Raw genomic sequence first — 24,749 nt, forward strand, 5'->3', positions numbered from 1 at the left:
TCCGAAGTCCCTCGGAGACCACATTGCTGCCTTGCAAGAGATGCCGCAGGCCGAGCCCTGGAGGCTACCTTTGTGCGAACTGTCTGTGTGACGATCTTGCGAGGGCTATCGAGAATCAGGGCGCAGCCAGCAGGTGGCTGTCTTCGGCGAAGATTGCCATGCAGGATGAGGAAACGGTTCTGCGCTACGCACGGAAGGTTTCTACGAGGTAGTTGTTGCCGCCCGCAGCGCTTTGCCAGCATCGCAGGCGGCCTCGAACAGCTGGCATCGCCGCCTGGAGATGAGCAGGTACATCAGGCTGCAACTGCATTTCGGGGCGAACGTTCATCCTGGCGCCGCCCCCAGGTCAAGCGCGATGCGGTAGTGATGACCGTCGTCGCGGAGCAGCACGCTGAGATCCGGTTGCAGCGCGCCATCCACATGCAGCGTCGGCCGGCCCTGCGCACTGCGGGTCACCACGAATTCATAGAAGCTGCGGCCGAAGCGGTAGCTCAATTCGAATGACGGCCAATGATCGGGTAGACACGGTTCAAGCGACAGACGATCACCCTCGCGACGTATGCCGAGCAGGGATTCGACCAACAGGCGATACATCCAGCCGGCCGACCCGGTATACCATGTCCAGCCGCCTCGCCCGACGTGCGGAGGCACGGCGTATACATCCGCCGCCAGCACATAGGGTTCGACGCGGTAGGTCTGGATCGCCTCCGGGTCCAGCGTGTGACTGAGCGGGTTGATCATGCCGGCCAGCTCCCAGGCACGTACCGCATCGCCCTGCTGTGCGAATGCCATCGCCGCCCACACGGCCGCGTGGGTGTACTGGCCGCCATTCTCGCGCACGCCCGGCACGTATCCACGAATGTAGCCGGGGTCCTCCGGGGTCTGGTCGAAGGGCGGATCGAGCAGCTGGATCAGCTTGGCGTCCTTTCGCACCAGGTGCGTGTACAGCGAATCCAGCGCCTGCGAGGCGCGCTCGGGCGCGGCGACGCCTGACAGCACCGACCAGCTCTGCGAGATCGAATCGATGCGGCACTCTTCGTTCTGTGACGAGCCCAGCGGGGTCCCGTTGTCGAACCAGGCGCGGCGATACCACGCCCCGTCCCAGGCATGGTGCTCGAGGTTCCGTCGCAGGCGTTCGGCCTGCTCCTGGCACCACTGCGCACGGGCTGCATCGCCGCGGGCATTGGCCAGCATGATGAAGCGACGAAGCGTGTCATGCAGGAAGAATCCCAGCCACACACTTTCTCCGCGCTGCTGGTCGCCAACGCGGTTCATGCCGTCGTTCCAATCACCGGTTCCCATCAACGGAAGGCCGCGCTCGCCGAGCAACCGGCAACCACGCTCGAGCGCAACGATGCAGTGGTCGTACAGTGTGCCGCGCTGCGTCGAGGGTGTGGGCATGTCGTAATACCCTTCCTCTTCCGCGGTCACCGCACGCCCCTCGATGAAACCGACCACTTCGTCCAGCACGCTGGCGTCGCCGGTGACTTCCAGATAGCGGCAAGCGCCCTGGGGCAACCAGAGATAATCGTCCGAGCAGCGGGTGCGCACACCGCGCCCTTGCGGTGGGTGCCACCAGTGCATCACATCACCTTCGGTGAACTGGTGTGCAGCGCATAGCAGCAGGTGATCGCGGGTCAGGTCCGGGCGGGCGTGTACCAGGGCGAGCGCGTCCTGCAGCTGGTCGCGGAAGCCGAATGCTCCGCCTGACTGATAGTAGCCACTGCGCGCCAGGTAGCGGCAACCCAGTGTCTGGTAGACCAGCCAGCCATTGGCCAATGCGTCCAACGCCGGGTCCGGTGTACGCACCTGCACCGTGGCCAGCACATTGCGCCAGTGGATGCGTACCGCGTCCAGCGCGTCGATGGCTTCCTGAGCCCCCTGGCGGCTTCGTGCCAGCGCCAGCGCTTCCTCGCGGTCGCGCCCCGCGCCAAGGCGGAATGTTGTTTCACTGCGATCGCCCGGGGCCAGCTCCAGCGGTACCTGGATCGCCGCGCAGGGATCCAGGCCCGCACCCAGCCGTCCATCCAGGCGTTCGCGCCGCAGCGCCGCAGGTGCTTGCAGGCTGCCGTTGCGGCCGATGAACTCCAGGCGATCACAGGTCCAGCCGCAGCCATCTGCATCGGTGTCGAAGAAGGCCATCCGGCCTCCGAAATCGGTGTTGTAGGCGTTGCGCGCCAGCAGCGCCCCGCTCTGGTGGTCGCGCTCGGTCGCCACGTGCATGCGCGACTTCGCCCGCAGGTCACCCATCACCCATTCGACGTAGCCGATGGCCGACAGCCGCCGTGTACTGCCCGACAGGTTGTGCAAGCGCAGGACCGAGAACTTCAGCGGCGCGGTGACGTCGACAAATACCCACAGCTCGCTGGCGATGCCGTCCTCGACATGCTCGTAGACCGTGTAGCCGAATCCGTGCCGTGTCCGGTAGGCCCCGCTGCCCCTTCGCGGCAGCGGCATCGGCGACCAGACATGGCCGGTCTCCTCGTCGCGCAGGTAGAACGCCTCGCCGCCCGTGTCCGACACCGGATCATTGAGCCAGGGCGTCAAGCGGAATTCGTGTGCATTCTCGAACCACGTGTAGCCCGGCGCACTCTCGCTGACGACCGTGCCCAGGCGGGCGTTTGCGATCACGTTTGCCCAGGGCGCTGGCGTCGGCGTCCCTTCCCGCAGCACTACGACGTACTCGCGACCGTCCTCGCTGAAGCTGCCGGTACCGTTGTCGAACTGGCCGGTGCCGCGATGGGGAAGGAAAGGCCACGGGTCGTCCATCTCTTCATCGTGCCCGGCGCCGGGGGGCAACCCAACGTCGGGGCCCGAGTCGGCGACGATGGGCAACCCGGGAGCCGACTCCATCGAGAGCGCAAGTTCCTCCTGCACTGCCTGCGGCAACAGGGACGGGATCCTTCGCGGGGGCAGCGGTTGTCGGCCGACCTGCGCGGCAAGGGTGCCGTCCTCGTCGCTGATCACCGCCCGCGCCACCGCCTGCAACAGGATGCGGTCCTCGTGGGTCATGTTCTGCACCGGCCGCACGAAAATGCCGCCGGGGCGATCAAGCAGGCCTGTCTCCGAACTGGCGGCCACCATGCCCAGGATCTGGTCCTGCAGTTCCTGCCGATAGCCGGCCTTGCTGTCGTTCCAGATGACCAGGTCGGTGTTGAGTCCCTTCTGGCGCCAATAGGCGTGAGCCTGCACCAGTTGCCTGACCAGTTCCACATTGTCCGCATCGGTGACCTTGAGAAGCACGATGGGCAGGTCGCCCGAGATGGCATGGCTCCACAGCCCGGATTGTCCGCGCTGGTTCTGCAGGAGGACGCCGGCACCCGCGCGCAGCAGGGGGCCTGCATACAGCACGTGGCTGGCAAGGCGCTCGTACAGCGCCGCCTCGGCCTGGCTGGCGTTGATCTGCCGACGCACCACCTGGCTGTGCGTCCAGGCCAGATCGAAGACGCGGTCCGCCAGACGGCGGTCACGGTATTTGTCCACCAGCACCTCGCAACCGGGGCGGTCAGCGCCGACGCCATACACCATGTCCAGCTGCACGGTCTGCTCTGGCTCAAGCACCACGCGGACGCGGATGGCCACGATCGGGTCGAGCACCGAGCCATCGGTGCCGGAAAGCTCGGCATCGGAAGTCAATGCCTGCGGCGTCCGCGGTGTGTTGCCACGGCCCAGGAATTGTGCGCGGTCGGTTTCGTATGAGATAGACACCACCTCCGCGTCATGCACCGCGACCAGATGGAACATCCACGGCGGCACCTCGTCGTGCGAACGGGGCCGACGCGTGCACAGCACCGCCTGCTTGGCCGCCAGGATTTCGCTCTGCACGAAGAGGTTGCTGAAGGCCGGATGCGCATCGTCGGCCGCCGCAGGTGCCAGCACCACTTCGGCATAGGTGGTGATCTCCACCGTGCGCGGGCGACGGCTGCGGTTGGTCAGGCGCAGGCGCCTGAGCTCGATGTCGTCCTCGGCGGAGATGGCGACCTGTAGGTGGCTCTCGCAGCCGCGGCGCGAACCACGGAATTCCGCCTTGGCGTCCGAGAAGATCGCCTCGTAATTGTCCACCGCCACGCACGTCGGCTGGTACGCGGCAGACCAGAACTCGCCGCTGTCGACGTCACGCAGGTAGCAGAACGACCCCCAGGCATCGGTGGTGCCGTCCTCGCGCCAGCGGGTAAGCGACAGGTCGCCGTGGCGGCTGTAGCCGCCGCCGGCGTGGGTCAGCATGCCGTGGTAGCGTCCATTGGACAGCAGTTGCACTTCCGGGCGCGGGCCACCCGGGTCCCGTAGCACGCGCAGCGACGTCTCGTGCTCGGCCAGGGCGGAGTGCTCGCCCAGCGCTTCCACTTCGTGCGGATGGAAGACGCCGATGCGCGGGATACGCTCCTGCAGCAACAGCAGGGTGGCCTGGAACTCGGCGTCGGCAAGGAAGCGGCGCTGCATTGGCTGGTCGCGCAACAGGTAATCCAGCGACAGCAGGCCCATGCCCTGGTGGTGGGCCATGAACGAACGCAACAGCACGTGATCCTGCCCGGGTGGCAGGCGGGCAGGGGTGTAGTCGATCGCCTCGTACATGCCGAAGCGCCCGGCGAACCCCAATCCTTCCAGCACCTGAAGGTTCTGGCACGCAGCTTCCGGCGCCACCATCAGCGCCATCATGCTGGCATAGGGCGCGATGACACGGTCCTGGCCCAGACCGCGCTTCAGCCCCAACCCCGGCACACCAAACGCCCGGTACTGGTAGTTCAGGCGCGCATCGACAGCGTTGTAGCCGGACTCGGACACGCCCCACGGCAGGTTCAGGGTGCGGCCGTAGACGATCTGGGCCTCGACCGCATGCCGCGCGGTCTGGTCCAGCAGCGTGTCCGGATAGCTGGGCATCACCAGCTGCGGCATGAGGTACTCGAACATCGAGCCACTCCATGACAGCAGCGTCGGCATGCCGTTGACCTCGGTGAGCATCCGGCCGAGCGCAAACCAGCTCTCCTGCGCCAACTGGCCTTGGGCGATGGCGACGAAGGCGCACAGTCGTGCTTCGGATGCCAGCAGGTCGTAAAAGCTGTTGTCGAGGCGATGGTCGTCGACGTTGTAACCGATCGAGAGCAGGTTGCGGGTGCGGTAGAACAGGAACCCGTATTCCATCATCGAGAACTGCCCGGCACGGTGCGCCAGGGCATGCATCTGCTGGATGCGCGCGCGTGCGTCCGCGCCGGCCTTGCCGGACAGGGCAGCCAGCTGGCGCAGGCTGGGCACCGGCGCTTCGTCGTCTGCAATTACATCGGCAGGGAGATCGGCAAGCGACGCGTGGGCGGCATGGCATTCGGCGGCGAGCAGGGCCGGCCAATGCAGTTCGCCTTCCTCGGGTGATGGCGGTGCCGGCCACAGTGCCAGCACGTTGTCTGCCAAGCCGGCCAGCTCCTGCAAGCGGGCGAGAGTCTCCGCCGTTCCGACGGGGCGGTCGATGCGCGTTGACGCCAGACGCTGGCGAAGGTGGTTGAGCGCCCCGACCAGTGGTGCATCGCCGGGGCGATGACGCTGCCGTTCCTCTTCCAGCACGCCGATCGTATCGGCCAGGCCGTCGAACGTGTGCGGTGCCAGCACTGGCGCGTCCACCAGCGCGATCAGGCCCTGGCGCAGTGTCAGCAGATGGCCGGCCAGGTTGCCGCTGTCCACGGTGGAGACATAGCGCGGCGGCAGCGGCGCCAGGGTTTCGGTGTCGTACCAGTTCAGGAAGTGACCGCGATGGCGCGGCAGCTGGTCCAGCGTATCGAAGGTGAGGGCGGTACGTTCAGCAACCGCGTCCATCTGCAGATAACCTAAATCCCACGCCGACAGATTTGCCAGCAGCGACAGGCCGATGTTGGTCGGCGAGGTGCGCCGCGCCACCACCAGCGACGGATGCTCCTGGATGTTGTCCGGCGGCAGCCAATGATCCTGCTCGCGCACCCAGGCCTGGAAGAATGACCAGGTGCGCCGCGCCAGCTGGCCCAGGAACGCCCGCTGCGTAACGGAAAGCTCCGCCACGCTCGCGGCCGGCGGCCGGCCCAGCCATGCCATCAACGCCGGCGCGAAGGTCCACGCCAACAGCAAGGGCAGGGCGAGCGGCAGCGCCTGCGGACGCACGCTGGCCACCACAGCCACCAGTGCGAGTGCCAGCAGAGAGGCCGGTGCCATCACCCGCCATTCCGCGCCGCGGTCACTACCAAGCCGCCGCTCGACTTCGCTGGAGGGGTTCCACTGCAGCAGGTGGCGGCGTGTGACCGCCATGCGCCAGAGCGTGCGCAGCACCGCGTCACCGGCCAGCAATGCTTCGAAGGGCAGGCATGCTATCTGGGTGGACGCGCGCAGCAACGACTGCAGCGTACCGCGCCCGACCTTGATGTAATGCGCCTCCAGCGGCGTGTCGTCGGGCACGCTCAGGGCATCGCGCAGCATTCCTATCAGCGGTGGCGCGAACCACAGCGCCAGCACCCACGCCGTCCATGCGGCGGGGTCTGCGGAATACAGCCAACCCACCAACAGCAAAGCCAGGGCAGCGATCGGCACCAGGCTGCGGCGCAGATTGTCCAGCAGCTTGCCGCGTGACAGCAGACTGAGCCGGTTGCGTTCCCATCCCAGGCCCGGACGCGGGGTCCACGGCATCAACCAGGGCAGCAACTGCCAGTCGCCGCGTATCCAGCGTGCACGACGCTTGGCGTCGGCGGCGTAGCGCTCGGGATAGTCCTCGTACAGTCGCACATCGCTGACCAGACCGGCGCGCGCATAGCAGCCTTCCAGCAGATCGTGGCTGAGGATGCGGTTCTCGGGCAGGTGCCCCTCCAGTGCATGCTCGAAGGCGTCGACGTCATAGATGCCCTTGCCCACGAACGAGCCTTCGTCGAACAGGTCCTGGTAGACGTCCGATACCATGCGCGTATACGGATCGATGCCGGGCTCGCTGCCGAACATCCGGGCAAAACGCGAGGTGCGGCGCCGGCCCAGGCTGGTGCCGACACTGGGCTGCAGGATGCCGTAACCCTCCACCACGCGTTGCAGCGTCGAATCGAAGCGCGGGCGGTTGAGCGGGTGCGCCAGGGTGGCGACAAACGCGCGTGCCGCATCCCGCGGAAGTTGCGTGTCCGAATCCAGCGTGATGACGTAGCGGACACCGATCAGCGCAGCCGCGTCACCGACGATGCGCATGAACGCGGCTGCATCGCCCAGACGAAGCAGGGCATTGAGCGCCGCCAGCTTGCCACGCTTGCGCTCGTGTCCCATCCACACGCCTTCACCCGGGTTCCATTGCCTGGGACGGTGCAGCAGGTAGAAGCGATCGCCGCGCTCGGGCGCGTAACGCCCGTTCAATTCCTCGATCCGCGCAACGGCGTGTGCAAGCAGGGTGTCGTCCATCGGCGTCGTGGCTGCCGATGCGTCGAGAAAGTCCGTCAGCAGCACGAAGCGCAGCTGAGGATCGCGGTTGGCCAGGAAGCGGACCTCCAGCGCTTCGACCAGTATGTCGATTCCCTCGATGCTGGACAGCATCGAGGGGACCGCGACCACGGTGGCGCAGGCGGCAGGAATGCCCTCGCCGAAGTCGAGCCTGGGCAGCGGCCTGGGTGCGACCAGCACCGTCGCGGTCCAGTTCACCAGCACGATGCCCAGCTCACTGAACACCAGCAGCCCAAGCAGCGTGGCCAACCAGAGAGGGGCCGAACCACTGCCGGTTGCCAACAGGCCAGCGGTGGCCAGCACCGCCAGCAGGGTGATCGGCAGCAGGTACAGTGCAAGCGGCACGCGATGCGCCAGTTGCCGTGCCTTGCGGTGGCGCGGTGCTGCCTCGGCCACCGCTTCAACGGTCGCGTGCAGGCCTTCGCCGACAAGCCAGTAGCCAACGTGCGTGCGTTGCCCATCCGGCGGCGTAGCCGCCCGTGCCAGGTCCAGCGCGATGGTTGCAACGCGTTCCTCTGCCATGCGGCTCCCGCGGGCGATCTTCTCCACCACGTGGCGATAGGCGTCGCGGGTGGCGAAATCCATCTGGGCATAGACACCCATCGGGTCTTCCAGCAGCCGCCGCTCCACCACACTCATGTCTTCAACAAAGGTGCGCCAATCCATGGTGGAGAGAAAGCGCAGGCTGCCGATGCTGTTGCCGATGGATACCTGATCGGCCGCCTGCTGCTGCCCTTCAGCGGCGACCAGCTCGTCGACGCGCTGCCCGGCCGCCGCCGCCCACTGTTCCAGCCAGGCGATGGGCATGGCCCACGCGCCGCCGCGCCCCTGCAGCGAGCGCGTCAGCTCGGCGATGAACGCGCCGGTCAGGGGCGGCGCGGACCGTGCCATGTCGGCAACCACCAACACCACATCAGTAGGGGTGTCGGAGGCCGCGAGATTGAGATTGTCAGCCCATTGTGCAGCCAGGCTTCGGTCCGTGCCATCGCGCATCACCCGGGCGGCCATACGCCGCAGATTCTCAAGCAGCGCCAGCCGCAGCATGATGGGTACGGCCCACAGTTCGCCCAGGCTCAGCGGCGCGAGCGACTGGTACGAGGCGATGAACCGGCCCAGCGTGTCGGCGTCAATGCGGCCGTCGCCGTGCGCGATGGCCTGCATCGACAGTTCGTACACACGCGGCAATCCGGCCGAGGGGCCGGAGGCAATCGACGGCAACTGCCGGCTGTAGCCGCGTGGCAGGTGGCGCCGTGCGGTCTGGATCTGTTCTTCGATCAGGTAGTAGTTGTCGAGCAGCCATTCCCCGGCCGGGGTGACCGGCCGCTGCTCACGCACCACGCTGCTGAGCAGCGTGTTGGCGTCTTCCAGCACACGCTCGTTGGCCTGCAGGCGATCGAGCAGGCGCTCCGCGCCAGGTCGCATCCGTACCCGATGCTGGCGCGCAAGCGCGCGGCCGTACACCTCCATCTGTTCAACGCTGTACAGCGCCGCACGCAGGGGGCCCTCGGTGGCCTCGATGGCCGGTGCTGAAGCCTGGCGCTCACGCCAACGCCAACGCACGCGACGACGCAGGCGCAGCCAGCGGCCAAACAGACGGCGAAGGTGGGTCATGGTTTACCGAGGGGAGGGAGGGCGCGTCCTGCATAGTTGCATTGCAGGTGCCGTGGTAGCCGTGAAGGCTGGGCTGTCGGCCCGTGAGGCCGGAGTTGAGCCCCGAGGACGGAACTCCCTCACCACATTCACCTCGCAGCAGCGAAAATGCATCCCTCGGTTCGCTTTGAGGCGCACCGCTCACTGCCTGCAGGAACGTAACGATGTCCAACAACCCTTTCGGTGAATCCTCATGCGCTGCCGCAGCCAGCGGTTGCGTGGAGGTGCGCGGCGCGCGCGAGCACAACCTCAAGAATGTCGATGTCTCCATTCCGCGCAATGCACTGGTGGTGTTCTCCGGGGTGTCGGGTTCGGGCAAGTCGTCGTTGGCCTTCGGTACGGTCTTTGCTGAGGCGCAGCGGCGTTACTTCGAGTCCGTAGCGCCATACGCGCGGCGCCTGATCGACCAGGCGGGCGTGCCCGATGTGGATGCCATCGACGGGCTGCCGCCTGCGGTTGCCCTGCAGCAGCAGCGCGGCGCCAGCAATGCACGGTCCTCGGTGGGCAGCGTGACCACGCTGTCCAGCCTGGTGCGCATGATGTACTCGCGCGCCGGGGCGTACCCGGCCAACCAGCCCATGCTGTACGCCGAGGACTTCTCGCCCAATACACCGCAGGGCGCCTGCAGCACCTGCCACGGCCTGGGACATGTGTACGAGGTGACCGAAGCGCTGATGGTTCCGGACCCGTCGCTGAGCATCCGTGAACGCGCCATCGCCTCGTGGCCGCCGGCATGGCATGGCCAGAACCTGCGCGACATCCTGGTCACGCTGGGCTACGACATCGATGTGCCGTGGAAGAAGCTTCCGAAGAAGGACCGCGACTGGATCCTGTTCACCGAGAAAACGCCAACCGTGCCGGTCTATGCCGGCTTCACGCCCGCAGAGACCCGTGCCGCACTGAAGCGCAAGCTGGAACCCAGCTACATGGGCACCTATACCGGTGCGCGCCGCTACGTGCTGCACACCTTTGCCAACACCCAGAGTGCGCTGATGCGCAAGCGTGTTTCGCGCTACATGGAAGGCAAGCTGTGCCCGACCTGCCACGGAAAACGCCTGAAGCCGGAAGCACTCTCGGTCACCTTCGCCGGCGTGGACATCGGCGAGTTCATGCGGCTTCCGCTGGATCAACTGGCGGATCTGCTCGGGCCCATCGCACAAGGTGATTTCGGCGCGCACACCAAGGGCACTCGCACCAGCAGGAGCGCGACACCACGTGATCGCGCCCGGAGGGCCGCGAGTGGCCAAGCGACCCACGAGGGCGCCCCCGACGTCCGGCTGACCTCGGCCTTGTCCGAAGAGAAGCGACTGGCCGCACAGCGGCTGGCAGGCGGTGTGATGGCGCGGGTACGCCAGCTGCGTGACCTGGGCCTGGGGTATCTCTCGCTGGATCGCGCCACGCCAACCCTGTCCGCTGGCGAACTGCAGCGCCTGCGGCTGGCCACCCAGCTCAGTTCCTTGCTGTTTGGTGTGCTGTACGTGCTCGATGAGCCCTCGGCTGGCCTGCACCCCGCCGACAGCCAAGCGCTGTACGACGCGCTGGAGCGGCTGCGCGACGGCGGAAACTCGGTGTTCGTTGTTGAACATGACCTGGAGTTGATGCGCCGCGCGCAGTGGCTGGTGGATGTTGGGCCAGAGGCGGGCGAGCACGGTGGCCAGGTCCTCTACAGTGGCGAGCCCGACGGCCTGCGCAAGGTTCAGGAGTCGCGCACGGCCCTGTATCTGTTCGATCAGGTGCCTGCGCCTGCCAGCCGACAGCGCAGCGCCAACAGCTGGCTGGAACTGAAGGGTATCCATCGCCACAACCTGCAGGGCGTGGACGCGCAGATACCACTGGGGCTGCTGACGGCCGTGACCGGCATTTCCGGGTCGGGCAAGTCCAGCCTGATGGCGCAGGCGCTGCCCGAGCTGTTGCTGCTGCACCTCGGGCACGAGCCCGCGGACGATAGTGCCGATAGCACACCCACCGACGGGCCAACCGTAATTGAAACGACGCGGGGCGCATTGGCGGGCGATGTAGACGCCATCCAGCGGGTAGTGCAGGTGGACCAGAAGCCCATCGGCCGCACGCCACGCTCCAACCTGGCCACCTATACCGGGCTGTTCGACCACGTGCGCAAGCTGTTCGCCGCGACACCCACCGCGCGCCGCCGCCGATTCGATGCGGGCCGCTTCTCGTTCAACGTGGCCAAGGGTCGGTGCGAGACCTGCGAGGGCGAGGGTTTCGTCAGCGTCGAACTGCTGTTCATGCCCAGCGTCTATGCACCGTGCCCTACCTGCCACGGCGCGCGATACAACGAGGCCACGCTGGAGGTGCAGTGGAATGACCGCAACATCGCCGAGGTCCTGCAGATGACGGTCGACCAGGCGCATGCATTCTTCAGCGAGGAAGATGCCATTGCCCGGCCGCTGCACTTGCTGCAGGAGATCGGTCTGGGCTACCTGAGGCTGGGCCAGCCGGCCACCGAACTTTCAGGCGGTGAGGCACAGCGCATCAAACTGGCAACCGAGCTGCAGCGCAGCCAGCGCGGCCGCACGCTGTACGTGCTGGATGAGCCCACCACCGGCCTGCATGCATCGGACGCGGACAGGCTGCTGGTGCAGCTGCAGCGGCTGGTAGAGGCGGGCAATACGGTGGTGATGATTGAGCACGACATGCGCGCGGTCGCACAGGCGGACTGGGTGATTGATGTAGGCCCCGGAGCTGGCGGGGCAGGGGGCACCATCGTGGCGATAGGAACGCCGCAACAGGTGGCGCGCGCCAAAGGAAGCAGGACGGCGCCGTTCCTGGCGCGGGAGCTGGCTTCTCTGTAGAGCCGAGCCATGCTCGGCTATCGATTTCCCGCGCCGGACGGCCAGCCGGTCAACCGATGACTGAAGGCATCGAGTATCGAGATGCAACTGCTTCCGCGGGAATCAGAGTGACGTTATAGGCATGCATATATATCCTCCATGCATTGGTCATATGCACCCCCGCGCTTCTTCCAGGATGGCCCCGAGGGTAGATTTCCCTGACAATCTGTCACGGAGTGACCCATGCAGACTCGCACGCGCCTTCGCACTCTGGTGCCCAGCTTCCCCTCCACACTGCTCTGGATAGCGGTTTCCCTCTGCGCCACGACCGCCATGGCCAACGAGCCACTGCAGATCGATTCGCAAGGCAGCTTCCTCGCTGGGGGCACGACCAAGAAGGAGTCTGGCACGTTCGATCCGTTGAAGCCCTCCAATCCGGATGGCCAGAGCTATCACGGCGATCACGTCTATGCCTTCTACCAGAAGCCGGTGAACGCGCGCACGTTGCCCATCGTGATGTGGCACGGTGCGGGCCAGTCTTCGAAGAGCTGGGAGACGACGGCCGATGGGCGTGAGGGCTTCCAGAACCTGTTACTGCGTCGTCGTTTCGCTACCTACCTGATCGATCAGCCACGGCGCGGCAAGGCCGGCCGAAGCATGGTCGAGGCGACGCTGAAGCCCGTGGCAGACGATCAGATGTGGTTCAACCAGTTCCGGATCGGCCTCTGGCCGAACTACTTCGCTGGCGGCCAGTTTCCGAAAGGGGAGGCCGCGCTTGACCAGTTCTTCCGCTCGGTCACGCCCAACACCGGCCCCTTCGACCTCGGCATAGTCTCGGACGGGGTAGCCGCCGTGCTGCAGAAGACAGGGCCTGCGATCCTGTTTACCCATTCGCAGGCGGGTGGTCCTGGCTGGATGACGGCCATAAAAAGCCCCAACGTCCGCGCAATCGTCGCGTTCGAGCCTGGCAGCAGCTTCGTGTTCGCAAAGAACGATGCGCCGGCACCCATTCCCAGCGCGTTCGATACCGTCGCCCCGGCGCTGGTTTCGCCCGCGGAATTCAAGGCGCTGACCCGAATCCCGATTCTGGTGCTGTATGGCGACAACATCCCTGACAGGCCCGTTGACCTGCCGGCGCAGGACAGTTGGCGGGCCCGGTTGGAAATGGCCCGCGCCTGGCGTGATGCCGTCAATCGGCAGGGCGGTGATGTCACCCTGATCCATCTGCCGGAGATGGGAATCCGTGGCAACAGCCACTTCCTGTTCTCGGACCTCAACAACGTCCAGATCGCCGATCTGGTGAGTGAGTTCCTGCAGAAGAAGCACTTGGATCGTTGATCAGGACCGTCCCGTGCATCATTCATATCATGCATGCATGAGTTATATCCAGCTCATACCCTGTTTCCATGAGTGCACGGGCGTTAGGTTTACTCCTGAACCCCGCCAATGTCGGCCCGCAACACGCGCCGGCAGGGGTACCGTACAAACCCGGAGCACTTGAATGAAGCACATCGTGCGCGCCACGCTGTTGGCGATGTCTCTTGGATTGGCAGCAGGCAACGCGTCCGCTGCCGACTACACGCTCAACCCCTTCAAACTGGCCTACGAAGGTGCGATCACGCGCAATGTGCCCAGTGAGGTCAACATTCACTCGGTGTCCTATCCGCTGAATGGAATCGAGATCGCGGCAAACTTCTACACACCCGCCAATTTTGATGCCTCACGGAAGTATCCGACCATCGTGGTTGCGCACCCCAATGGCGGGGTCAAAGAGCAGGTGGCCGGCCTGTACGCGCAACGCCTGGCCCAGCAGGGCTACATCGCCATTACCGCCGATGCGGCCTATCAGGGGGCAAGTGGTGGCCAGCCGCGCAGCGTGGACATGCCTTCCCACCGCATCGAAGACATCCACGGCATGGCGGATTTCATCAGTCGATTCCCCTGGGTAGACACCTCGCGCCTGGGCTTGCTCGGTATCTGTGGCGGCGGCGGCTACTCGCTGGCGGCCGCGCAGACCGACAAGCGCTTCAAGGCCGTCGCCACGATCAGCATGTTCAACTCTGGCCGAGTGCGCCGCAACGGTTATGCCGACTCGCAGCTGGATACCGTCCAGCAGCGCCTGCAGCAGGCTTCGCAGGCGCGCGCACAGCAAGCCGCCGGCGGCGAAGTGCTGTACTCCGGCGATGCCAATCTCAGCGACGAGCAGATCGCCAAGCTCCCCTTCGATCTGTATCGGCAGGGCTATGAGTACTACTGGAAGACGCATGCCCATCCCAATTCCACCTTCCGCTACACGACCAGCAGCCTGCTGGACCTGATGCGCTGGGACGCCACCAACCAGATCGAGCTGATCAACCAACCGCTGCTGATGATTGCCGGCAGCAAGGCGGACAGCCTTTACATGACCCAGGATGCCTTCGCCAAAGCAACCGGTACCATCGACAAGCAGTTGGTGCTGCTGGAGGGGGCCACGCACATCGAGACCTACTGGGTGCCGAAGTACGTGGATGCTGCCGTCGCCTCGCTCACCTCGTTCTACGCCCGGACGCTTGCACCATGACCACGCCTCGTAAATCACCCGCGCAGACGGCGCTGCTGGGCGCTGCATTGAGCGTGGCGGCACCGTTCGCCGGCGCCGGCGAAATGCTAACGCAGCAGATCACCCGGTCGGGAACACAATCGTCCGTTGCCGGTCCAGCAGAGACCTTCGTTGGCAAAGTACGCGTGGATCCGCTGTTCCCAGCGGACAAGGACGTGCAGGTCTCATCCGCATACGTCAGCTTCGAGCCGGGCGCGCGTTCGGCCTGGCACACCCACCCCGCCGGGCAGCGATTGGTGGTTACCTCCGGCGTTGGGCTGACCCAGGAATGGGGTAAGCCGGCGCAGCAGATACACGCCGGGGATGTGGTGGTGTGTCCGGCCGGGGTCAAGCATTGGCACGGCGCCGCGCCGCACAGCGCGATGACTCACCTCGCGGTAACCGGTGTTGCAGATGGAAAATCGGTGGCCTGGCTGGAGCAGGTGAGTGATGACCAGTACCGCGAAGCGTCAGCAGGCTTCGAGGCCACCGTTGCAGGCCCGCTTTCGCCCAAGCAGCAGGCGATCCCGCTGATTGCGGCCGCTGCGGCCAGCAGTGACATGCCCCAGCTCAACGCCGCATTGGGCCGGGGGCTGGATGCCGGCCTCACCGTGAGCGAGGCAAAGGAAGTGCTCGTGCAGCTGTATGCCTATGCGGGGTTCCCAAAGAGCCTTAACGCCCTGGGCGAACTGATGAACGTGGTGCGCAAACGCGAGGAGCAGGGGATCGCTACCGCAGCTGGGCAGCCGCCAAGCGGAAACATCCCGGTGGGTGATGCACTGCGCGCCGTGGGTACCGCAAACCAGACACGGATCTCCGGTGCCCCGGTGGCTGGCCCGGTCATGGACTTCGCGCCCATCATCAACCAGTTCCTGCAGACACACCTGTTCGGCGACATCTTCGAGCGCGACAACCTGGACTGGCAGAGCCGTGAACTTGCAACGGTTGGCGCGCTGGCGGTCATGCCTGGCGTGGAGGCGCAGTTGCGCTCACACATGGCGGCCAGCCAGCGCGTGGGGCTCAGCCGCGCACAGTTGCAGCACCTGGCCCAGCTGCTGGCACATAGCGGATATGCGGCCGAATCTGCCAGCGCGGTGCAGGCGCTGGAACAGACCCCGGCACCTTCGCCGTGACCGTGCCGCCGTTCAATCCCGGTAGCGCAACGCATCACGCAGCACGGTGAACGCAGGCGATGACTGCCTGCGGCTGGGGTAATACAGGTGGTAGCCGGGGAAGGAGGGGCACCAGTCCTGCAGCACGTGGACCAGGGTGCCTGCCTGCACATGGGGCCGCACCAGATCCTCGGGCATGTACGCCAGCCCCAGGCCTTCCAGCGCAGCGCCCAGCCGCAGGGCGATGTTGTTGAACACCAACTGGCCTTCCACGCGTACTTTCAGCTCCTGGCCTTTCTTCTCGAACTCCCACGCGAAAATGCCACCGTGGGTCGGCAGGCGGATGGTGATGCAGTTGTGCCGGGTCAGATCGTGCGGTGATTTCGGCTTCGGATGGCGCTGGAAATAGGCGCGCGATCCGACCACGGCCATGCGCAGGTCGGGCCCAACACGCACGGCAATCATGTCCTTGGCCACCTGCTCACCCATGCGGATACCGGCGTCGAAGCCCTCGGCCACGATGTCGGTCAGCCCGTAGTCGACAATCACCTCGATGTTCAGGTCAGGATTGGCCGGCAGCAGCTTGCCCAGTACCGGCTGCATCACGGTCAGCGCAGCGTGTTCACCTGCGGTGATGCGAAGGCGGCCGGCCGGTTTGTCGCGGTACGCGTTGAGCTGGGCAAGCTCGCTATCGATCTCCTCGAAGCGCGGTGCAATCACCCGCAGCAACTGCTCTCCGGCCTCGGTCGGCGAAACGCTGCGGGTGGTCCGCGCAAGCAAGCGTACGCCCAAGCGTTCTTCCAGCTGGCGCATCGATCGGCTGAGGGCGGGTTGGGACATACCCAGCTGGGCAGCAGCCCGGGTAAAACTGCGTTCCCGCGCCACCAGCGCGAACATGGCCAGCTGATCGTAGTTCTCGACGCTCATTGATGCGCACCGGATATAAGCGATATCCGATTATGCCTCTGCACGAATGTGTTTTGGGGGCGTAGATTGGCGCCATGACGATTCCAACCCCCAATCCTGGTCGCCGGGCAGTCGTCGCTGCCTTGGCTTCACTCCCGGTGGGATGTTCGGCCGCAGCGCCGCAGGAAGGCACGGCAGCTGGTCGATCAGACGCACGGACAGTGGTTGCCTGCTTCTCACGTTCGGGCAACACCCGGGTGGTTGCCGGGCTCATTCATCGCAGCATGCCCAGCGACCTGTTCCAGGTAGAGCCTGCCATCGACTACCCGGCGGACTATCTTGAAACGGTAGCCAAGGCGCGACAGGAACGCGACGACGGGGTAGAGCCTGCACTGCGCACCCGCATTGTCGACATTGATCGCTATGACACCGTGTACCTGGGCTTTCCAATCTGGGGCGAGACCGCGCCGCCGATCATTCGATCGATGTTGTCGCAGCACGACATGAGTGGCAAGACCATCGTGCCGTTCATCACCCATGGCGGCTACGGCGTGGGCAGCAGCCTGCGCGTGCTCGCCCACCATGCGCCCAACGCACGCATCCTGGAGGCATTCGTGATGCAGGCCGACCAGGAGCGCAAAACAATGGAGAGCGTCAACGCCTGGTTGGCCACTCCGCACACTGCCCGATGAGGATTCAACCATGAAGATCCGTAGCCTTGGACAAGGCCTTGAAGTTTCCGCCCTCGGCCTGGGCTGCATGGGCATGAGTTCGGCATATGGCCCGGCCGCCGACAAGCAGGAAATGATCGCGCTGATCCGCACAGCGGTGGAGCGCGGCATCACCCACTTCGACACCGCCGAAGCCTACGGCCCCTTTGCCAACGAAGAACTGGTGGGCGCGGCACTGGCGCCCGTTCGAGACCAGGTGGTGATCGCCACCAAGTTCGGTTTCGACATCGACCCGGTCACCGGTGCCCGCGGGGCAGGCACCAACAGCCAGCCTGCACACATCCGGGCAGCTGTCGAAGCCAGCTTGAAGCGGCTGCGCACCGAGCGCATCGACCTGCTGTACCAGCACCGTGTTGACCCGGTGGTGCCCATCGAAGAGGTTGCCGATACCGTGAAGGCGCTCATTGCAGAGGGCAAGGTCGCGCATTTCGGCCTGTCCGAAGCAGGTGCGCAGACAATCCGCAGGGCGCATGCAGTGCAGCCGCTGACGGCTGTGCAGAGCGAGTACTCGCTGTTCTGGCGTGAGCCCGAAGCAGAGCTGCTTCCCCTGCTTGAGGAGCTGGGCATTGGTTTCGTACCCTTCAGCCCGCTGGGTGCTGGCTTCCTGACTGGAAAGATCGACGAGTACACGCAGTTCGATGCAACGGATTTCCGCAATGCGGTTCCGCGCTTCTCCGCCGAATCACGCCGGGCCAACATGGCGTTGGTGGAGGTGGTGAAGGCGATGGCTGCAGGGAAGGGGGTGACGCCGGCGCAGGTCGCCCTGGCCTGGCTGCTTGCCCAGCACCCGTGGATCTCGCCGATCCCGGGTACGACCAAGCTTCATCGGTTGGATGAAAATCTGGGTGCAGTGGATCTGGTGCTGGATCATGCGGATCTGGCGTATATCGATGTGCAAATGGCAAAGATCAGCATCAGCGGCGCGCGCTTGCCGGAAGCAGCGTTGAAGATGACCGGCAAGTGAGCAATCGCTGCCCGGTTGGCGGGCTCGGCGAATGTTCGCTTCTGGCCAAGGGCGGATACTAAGCAGACCCAGCTCCTTCAGGGTGCAGGACTCTGAGCGGAATGACGCCTGGCGGCGGGCATTGCCGCAATCGCGCGCGGCAAGGGCGGGTTAGGGGGAGTTTCAATTGCAAATGACTCTCACTACACTTGTGGTATCCCATCTCCTCCGCCGCCAATGGCGGCCAGAACTCCGGCTCCCAACGTGAATTCCCCGCCCTACCTGCGCAGACCGCAGGCGTTCGCCCTGAGGGTGATGTGTCCACGCTAGGCCGGGGCACGGGCAGCAATGTGGAACGGGCCCCCTCCACGGAGGCGGGCATTCCGGAAGATGCCTCGCCAACGGGCGGTAATCTCCTTGCGAAAGCCTATGCCCGTTGGCGCGGGCCGATTCTGCGCAGCCTTGCGCGTGTCAGGGGTGGGGACGGTGAGGACGCCCTGCACGACGGTGCAGTCAAATGGCTGGCGGCAAACCCTGCACTGGCGTCGTGCGACCAGCAAGGTGCCTATTTCCGGCGGACGGTGATGAACACCGTGGCCGATGAATATCGTGAGCACACCGCGGGCCGCCGTCTCCAGACCCTGCCGCTGGCAGATGCCGAGGATGCGGTCCAGGCCATCGCCAGCGATGAATCACAGTGCCCATTGCAGCTCAGCGCCCAGCGGCAGCGCCTGGAGCGCTTGCGAGAAGCGCTGGCCGAGCTGCCGGAGCGTCAACGCGAGGCCTTCGTGCTCTGCCGCTTCGATGGACTGACCCAAGAGGACGTTGCCGCTCGCATGCAGATCTCCCGCCGCATGGTGGTCAAGCACCTGTCGCGAGCGGTTGCCTACTGCGAAGTGCGGGTACGCTATGCGTCTCTGGCACAGATGCAGGAACTGCATCAAGCCAGCGGGACAGGCGAGGCGTTGGCGCCTGCCATCGATGCTGACTTTCCCTGCCGATGACCGATCTCCCTTCTGCCGCAGGTTCCGACCCGTTTGCCCTGCATGAGGCGGCCGCCGCGTGGCTGGTGCGGCGGCAGGATGCGGACTGGCAACCGAAGGATGAGGCGGCCCTGCAGCACTGGCTGGCCGAGAGCGAAGCGCACCGACAGGCATTTGCTGACGTGGCCAGAACCTGGCACGACCTCGGCCAGCTGCCGCGCCCCGTGCTGGCCTCGGACGCGCATGCGGTGATCGCCCCAGCAGTACCTGCCATTCAACGGCGGGGCAGGGTGGTGCGGCGCGTACGGTCATGGCGCCTGCCACGCGTTGCGGCGGCTGCAGCCGTGGCAATGCTGGCCTTGGGATACGTCGGCTACGCCTGGTATACCGCGCCCAGCTACGTACAGGACGTGGCCACCAGTGCGGGCGAGATACGTGATCTGCAATTACCGGACGGCTCACGGATTTCGCTCAATGCACGCAGCACGCTGGCCGTGCATTTCTATCGATCCCGTCGTGAAGTGGTGCTCAGCCAGGGCGAGGCGTTCTTCGAGGTCGCCCCGGCGGCCGACCGTCCCTTCACTGTGGATGCCCAGCGCAGCCGGGTGACGGTGGTCGGCACGGCCTTCAATGTGCGCAATGGGCCGGGCGAAGTCGTGGTCAAGGTGCTGCATGGGCACGTGCGGGTACAGCCGGATCGCGCCGAAGGCGCCTCGCCGGTCAGCCTGCACGCCGAACAGGGCCTGGCCGTTACCACGCTCACCGCTGCTTATCGCCCCATCGCCGCAAGTGCAGATAGCATTGGCGGTTGGCGCAACGGGCGCCTGGTGTTCCGGCGCACCCCGCTGGACGAAGTGGCGCAGGAGGTCGGGCAGTATCTGGGCCATCCTGTCACGCTGGGCCAGCCAGGGCTGAAGTTCCTGCCGGTCTCCGGCTACGCAGCCACCGATGCCCCGGCCACCTTCCTGGAAGCACTACCGGATCTGTTGCCCGTGCAGGTAACCCGCAATGCCCAAGGCGGCTATCGCATCGACGAACGGCCTGTTACCCGCTGACGCCGGAACGAAAATTTCTTCCGGCGCGGGTTCCCACCCCACCGCCATTTTCCGTTTACCCCCAGTGAGGCCAGTAGCGGCCAAGCATGATGGAGCGGTAATGGGGTACATGAAGATCAAGCGCGCACTTGTTGCTGGCGCGTTCTCCACGGGGGTGCACGCCAAGCGGCTGCCTTTGCTGGCACTGTGCATTTCCAGCGCGCTGGCGGCGCCGGCCATCGCACAGGCGCAGCCGGCTGCGCGCATGCAGTTCAATATCCCGGCGCAACCGCTGGATGCCGCACTGCGCCGCTTTTCCGAGCAGTCCCGGCAGCAGGTGCTGTTCAGCGAATCGGCGGTGGCGGGCCGTCGCGCTCCGGCCTTGACCGGCAGCTACACGCCGCAGGAAGCACTGGCGCGCTTGCTGGAGGGGAGCGGGGTGCGTGTCAATGCCACGCGTCCGGGCGTGTTCACGCTGGCGCAGGAAGCGGTATCGCCTGCGCGCAGCAAGGAGGCCCAGACCACCCTGCAGACGGTGAACGTGACCGCCAATGCACCAAGTGATGGCGCTTACACGGCACGTGAGCTGAGCCTGGGCAAGCTGGGGCAGAGCATCCGCCAGACCCCGCAGTCGGTCAGCGTGATCACACGCCAGCAGCTGGACGACCGCAACCTCACCACGCTGGACGAGGCGCTGGCCCAGACCACGGGTGTGACCAAGACCGCCCGCAACTTCGGCAACCACAAGTTCTCGATCCGCAGCTTCACCGTAGACGACAGCAACTATCTGGTCGATGGCGTGGCCGGCATCGTCTATGCCCCCGTGGGCTGGCTGCCGATCGACACCGCGGTGCTCGAGCGCGTTGAAGTCCTGCGCGGTGCCGGTGGCATGATGCTGGGTGCGGCCGATCCCAGCGGGGCGATCAACATGGTGCGCAAGCGCCCGCGTGACCAGGCCCATCTGGATCTGGCGGCAACCGTGGGCTCGTGGGACAACTACCGTGTCGAGGTTGATGGCGGTGGCCCGCTCAATGCTACCGGCAGCGTGCGCGGCCGACTGGTCGCCGCCTATCAGGACCGCGACTACTTCCAGCGGGGCACCTCATCGAAAACGCCGGTGGCCTATGGGGTGATCGATGCCGATCTGGGCACGGATACCACGCTGACTTTCGGCCTGCGCCATCAGGCCAGTGACACCGACGGCTACTGGCTGTTCGGCCTGCCGCGCTACACCGATGGCGGTGCGCTGGACATCAAGCGTTCCACCTCGCTCATCCAGGACTGGAACCGGCAGGAGGGCTCCGTCGACGAAGCCTTTGCAGAGGCGGAGCACCGCTTCAACGAACGCTGGAAGGCACGCCTGTCGGTGAACCGTACCGAGTCGGATCTGGACCAGCGTGTCGCGGTTCCGCTGGGCGGGGTGGATCGCGCCACCGGCATCGGTTCACGCTTCTATGACATCTATTTCAACCGCTCGCGCGTGCGCAGTGATGGCATCGACCTGCACACCACCGGCAGTTTCGACGCCTTCGGCCGCAGCCATCAGGTGCTGCTGGGCGCGATGTGTTCGCGCCAGCGTACCCGCCAGAGCTCGGTGGACCTGGCCATCGACGTGCCGATTGATGTCTACGCACCCGACCACAGCGCCATTGCGCAGCCGCTGCAGCCCGCGTGGGACTGGTCAGAAAACGCCCGCGCCCAGCAGAGCGGCGTGTACAGCAACCTGCGCCTGCAGCTGGCAGAACCGCTGCACCTCACGCTGGGTGGCCGGCTGTGCTGGGTGAAGTACCAGTCCAGCGATGGCTTCACCGGCGCCAAGAGCCGCGACTACGAACAGAAGCACGAATTCACCCCGTACGCCGGCCTCGTCTACGACCTGGGCCCGCAATGGTCGGTCTATGCCAGCTACGCCGACACCTTCCAGCCGCAGAGCTCGTACGTCACCGCGTCCGGCTCGGTGCTGGATCCGGCCATCGGCGCCAACTACGAGCTGGGCGTGAAGGGTGAATTGAACGATGGCCGCCTGAATGTCTCCGCCGCGGTGTTCTCCATCCGCAAGACCGGCAACGCCGTGGTGGACGAATCCGACCCGGGCAGCTGCCGTGGCTCGCTGGCGTCGTCCGATTGCTACCGCAATGGCGGCAAGCTGCGCAGCAAGGGCTTTGAATTGGAAGCCAGCGGCGAACTGGCGCCGGGCTGGCAGATGATGGCGGGCTATACCCACGTCACCAGCCGCGACGATGAGGGCGCGACCATCAGCGCCGAGACGCCCCGCCACCTGTTGCGCCTGTCAACGTCCTATCAGCTGCCGGGCAAATGGAACGCGTTCTCCGTAGGCGGTGGTGTATCGGCACAGAGCAGCTATTCCTATCCGGCCTACGACGACTCGGACTGGCGCATGGGCGCAGCGGGACGTGCCGTGTGGGACCTGCGGGCCGGCTACCGGATCAATCCGCGCTGGAGCGTGGGCGTCAACGTGGCCAACCTGTTCGACACCCGCTACTACGCGATGATCAGCCAGATCCGCCGCGGCAACTTCTTTGGCGAACCTCGCAATGTGATGCTGACGCTGCGCGGCTCGCTGTGATCTTCCGCAGCCGGCGGGGCAACGGCCTGCCCGCCACGGGGCAGGCATGAAAGCGGGCTTCCGGCAGAGCATGTCGTGGCTGCACACCTGGTGCGGCCTAACCTGTGGCTGGCTGCTGTGCGCGATCTTCCTGACCGGCACGCTCAGCGTGTTCCGTGAGCCGATCACGCGATGGATGGAGGCCGGCCCCGTGCCGGTCTCCTCGCCGGCGGTGGACACGGGAATGCAGGCGGTACGTGCGCAGCACTGGCTGGCCGCCAACGCCGCCGATGCCCGGGCATGGCAGATCCGTTGGCCTGCGCAGCACGGCTGGCCGCTGGAGCTGTCATGGGAGGATGGCGACGGGACCGGGCACGAGCGCTGGCTGGATGCCGGCGCCGGCATGCCGCGACCTGCACCTCGTCTTCGGGAAACCGAAGGCGGGCGCCACTTCATGTCCTTCCACTACACCCTGCACGGCGGCATGGCCGGCTACTGGCTGGTGGGCTGGATCACGGCCTGCATGCTGCTGGCGCTGGTGTCCGGCGTGGTGGTGCATAAACGCATCTTCAAGGATTTCTTCACCTTTCGCCCGGGCAAGGGACAACGCAGCTGGCTGGATGCGCACAACCTGAGCGCCGTGCTGACCCTGCCGTTCCTGCTCATGATCGGCTACACCGGGCTGACCTTCTTCTACAGCAGCTATCTTCCGTGGCCGGTGCATGCGGCCTATGGCGATGCCGATGACGCCTATGCGCGCTACGAAGCCGAGCTGTCGCCTGCGCAGCCGGCTCCGCCAGGCATCCTGGTATCCACCGCGCAACTGCCAGACCTGCAGCACCTCCTGGCACGCGCGCAGGCCATCAGCGGGCAGCCGCCGGCATTGATCGTGATCCAGGCGCCCGGCACCGTGCACAGCGTTGTGGAGGTGATCGGTCGCAAGCCCGTGGGGGGTGCGGACAGGCATCTGCTGACCGAGGCCAGCCGGGCGGCGTTCGATGCTGCCAGCGGCACGCTGCTGCAACAGCATGGGGCACACCCGCATGCGATTGGCGCGGTGCAGGTGCATGAGACGATCGAAGCACTGCACAAGGCCGATTTCGGCGGCTGGCCGATGAAGTGGCTGTACTTCATCAGCGGCCTGCTGGGCACGGCGATGATCGCCATCGGCACGCTGCTGTTCTCGATCAAGCGGCGCAAGCGCAGCGAGCATGAGTTCGGCGCGGCCACGGCGGGCATCTACCGCTGCGCGGAAGCCTTCAACGTGGCATCGCTGGCTGGGGTGGCACTGGCCAGCATCGTCTACCTGTACGGCAATCGGGTGCTGCCGCTGGAAATGAGCGGTCGCAGTGCGTGGGAAATACGCATTTTCCTTTTGACCTGCGCTGCCTCGGTGGTGCATGCGCTTTGGCGCCCACCGCGCCTGGCCTGGATTGAGCAGTTGTGGCTGGCTGCAGCACTGTGCCTCGCTCTGCCGCTGGTGAATCTGGCAACCACCAGGCAGGGGCTGCTGATGTATCTGCAGCGCGGCGCATGGCAGCAGGCCGGCGTGGAGCTGGTCGCACTGGCATTCGGGTTGATGCTGGGAAGAATGGCCCTGATGCTGCAGCGCCGCTGGCCCCGGGCGCCGGAGGCGGCGCGTACGGCCAAGCCTCCGGCCGGGCGGGAAGCGGCCTATCGCTGGCAGGTGGCGAGCCGTGTGCTGGCCGCCTCGCTGGGCGGCTACGTGTTCGCCGCCGTTACCGCCATGGCACTGACGTTGTTGTTGCCCGCCCTGGTGGGGGTAAGGACGTCCGTTTCGGTCCTGGCCAGTTCACTGATGGGGTTCGTGCTGTTGATTGCCGTTGCTGTGGGCGTCTTCAGTACCCGCAGGGTTGGGAGGGTGTGGCTGAGTCTGGTGGCGGGGAGTGCTCTGATGGGGGTGTTGGTGGCGATGCTTCGGACAGGGTGAGGGCGCTCCCAAAAGGGCAGGTGCCTGCGGCTGCTAGTGCGAACGATTTGCATTTGGTATTATTTAACGCGAAATTAA

The 24,749-nt window shown here is 65.7% G+C and carries 12 protein-coding genes and 1 pseudogene; 11 read left to right on the forward strand and 2 right to left on the reverse strand.

The genetic code is table 11. From position 1 onward, the window contains the following. Nucleotides 1-324: 324 nt before the first annotated feature. A complete protein-coding gene (locus AC07M7_RS13160) occupies nucleotides 325-9,036 on the reverse strand; it encodes a glycoside hydrolase family 94 protein (RefSeq protein ID WP_495207569.1) in 8,712 nt (2,903 codons plus the stop codon). A gap of 203 nt (nucleotides 9,037-9,239) precedes the next feature. On the opposite strand from AC07M7_RS13160, the gene AC07M7_RS13165 reads away from it, so the two are divergent. From AC07M7_RS13165 to AC07M7_RS13185, 5 genes and pseudogenes are all read left to right on the forward strand, one after another. Continuing rightward, the gene (locus tag AC07M7_RS13165; protein ID WP_495207570.1) at nucleotides 9,240-11,888 is read left to right on the forward strand and encodes an excinuclease ABC subunit UvrA; all 2,649 of its coding nucleotides are present in this window, start codon (nucleotides 9,240-9,242) and stop codon (nucleotides 11,886-11,888) included. A 222-nt stretch (nucleotides 11,889-12,110) separates the two neighbouring features. After that, nucleotides 12,111-13,205 (forward strand): alpha/beta hydrolase, encoded by a 1,095-nt coding sequence (locus AC07M7_RS13170; protein ID WP_495207571.1) that lies wholly within the window; start codon nucleotides 12,111-12,113, stop codon nucleotides 13,203-13,205. A gap of 163 nt (nucleotides 13,206-13,368) precedes the next feature. Continuing rightward, nucleotides 13,369-14,427 carry an alpha/beta hydrolase gene (locus AC07M7_RS13175; RefSeq protein ID WP_295380860.1) on the forward strand — a complete coding sequence of 353 codons (1,059 nt, stop codon included), beginning with the start codon at nucleotides 13,369-13,371 and terminating at the stop codon, nucleotides 14,425-14,427. Continuing rightward, nucleotides 14,424-14,912 (forward strand): annotated as a pseudogene (locus tag AC07M7_RS13180) ((R)-mandelonitrile lyase); the annotation flags it as partial. The gene AC07M7_RS13175 and the pseudogene AC07M7_RS13180, both read left to right, overlap by 4 nt. After that, nucleotides 14,889-15,578, forward strand: a complete 690-nt coding sequence (locus tag AC07M7_RS13185; protein ID WP_426355750.1) for a carboxymuconolactone decarboxylase family protein — start codon at nucleotides 14,889-14,891, stop codon at nucleotides 15,576-15,578. The pseudogene AC07M7_RS13180 and the gene AC07M7_RS13185, both read left to right, overlap by 24 nt. A 12-nt stretch (nucleotides 15,579-15,590) precedes the next feature. Here AC07M7_RS13185 and AC07M7_RS13190 read toward each other — a convergent pair whose 3' ends face one another. Beyond that, complete coding sequence (locus AC07M7_RS13190; protein ID WP_495207572.1) at nucleotides 15,591-16,484, reverse strand: LysR family transcriptional regulator; 894 nt, start codon at nucleotides 16,482-16,484, stop codon at nucleotides 15,591-15,593. Nucleotides 16,485-16,558: 74 nt separating this feature from the next. Between AC07M7_RS13190 and AC07M7_RS13195 the strand changes: the two genes are divergently transcribed. The 6 genes from AC07M7_RS13195 (at nucleotide 16,559) to AC07M7_RS13220 (ending at nucleotide 24,671) form a co-directional block, all read left to right on the forward strand. After that, entirely contained in the window at nucleotides 16,559-17,155 is a 597-nt protein-coding gene (locus tag AC07M7_RS13195) for a flavodoxin (protein ID WP_495207573.1), read from the forward strand. 10 nt (nucleotides 17,156-17,165) lie between these two features. Further along, nucleotides 17,166-18,158, forward strand: coding sequence for an aldo/keto reductase (locus tag AC07M7_RS13200; protein ID WP_495207574.1), 993 nt, complete (start codon nucleotides 17,166-17,168; stop codon nucleotides 18,156-18,158). A gap of 188 nt (nucleotides 18,159-18,346) precedes the next feature. Beyond that, nucleotides 18,347-19,141, forward strand: coding sequence for an RNA polymerase sigma factor (locus AC07M7_RS13205; RefSeq protein WP_495207575.1), 795 nt, complete (start codon nucleotides 18,347-18,349; stop codon nucleotides 19,139-19,141). Next, the gene (locus AC07M7_RS13210) at nucleotides 19,138-20,175 is read left to right on the forward strand and encodes a FecR family protein (protein ID WP_337302444.1); all 1,038 of its coding nucleotides are present in this window, start codon (nucleotides 19,138-19,140) and stop codon (nucleotides 20,173-20,175) included. Before AC07M7_RS13205 ends, AC07M7_RS13210 begins: the two co-directional genes overlap by 4 nt. Nucleotides 20,176-20,284: 109 nt before the next feature. Beyond that, nucleotides 20,285-22,741: a TonB-dependent siderophore receptor gene (locus tag AC07M7_RS13215; RefSeq protein ID WP_495207576.1), complete on the forward strand. Its 2,457-nt coding sequence runs from the start codon at nucleotides 20,285-20,287 to the stop codon at nucleotides 22,739-22,741. A 46-nt stretch (nucleotides 22,742-22,787) separates the two neighbouring features. Next, nucleotides 22,788-24,671 (forward strand): PepSY-associated TM helix domain-containing protein, encoded by a 1,884-nt coding sequence (locus tag AC07M7_RS13220; RefSeq protein ID WP_495207577.1) that lies wholly within the window; start codon nucleotides 22,788-22,790, stop codon nucleotides 24,669-24,671. Nucleotides 24,672-24,749 lie beyond the last annotated feature (78 nt).

This window comes from Stenotrophomonas sp. GW821-FHT09E08 (assembly GCF_059416125.1).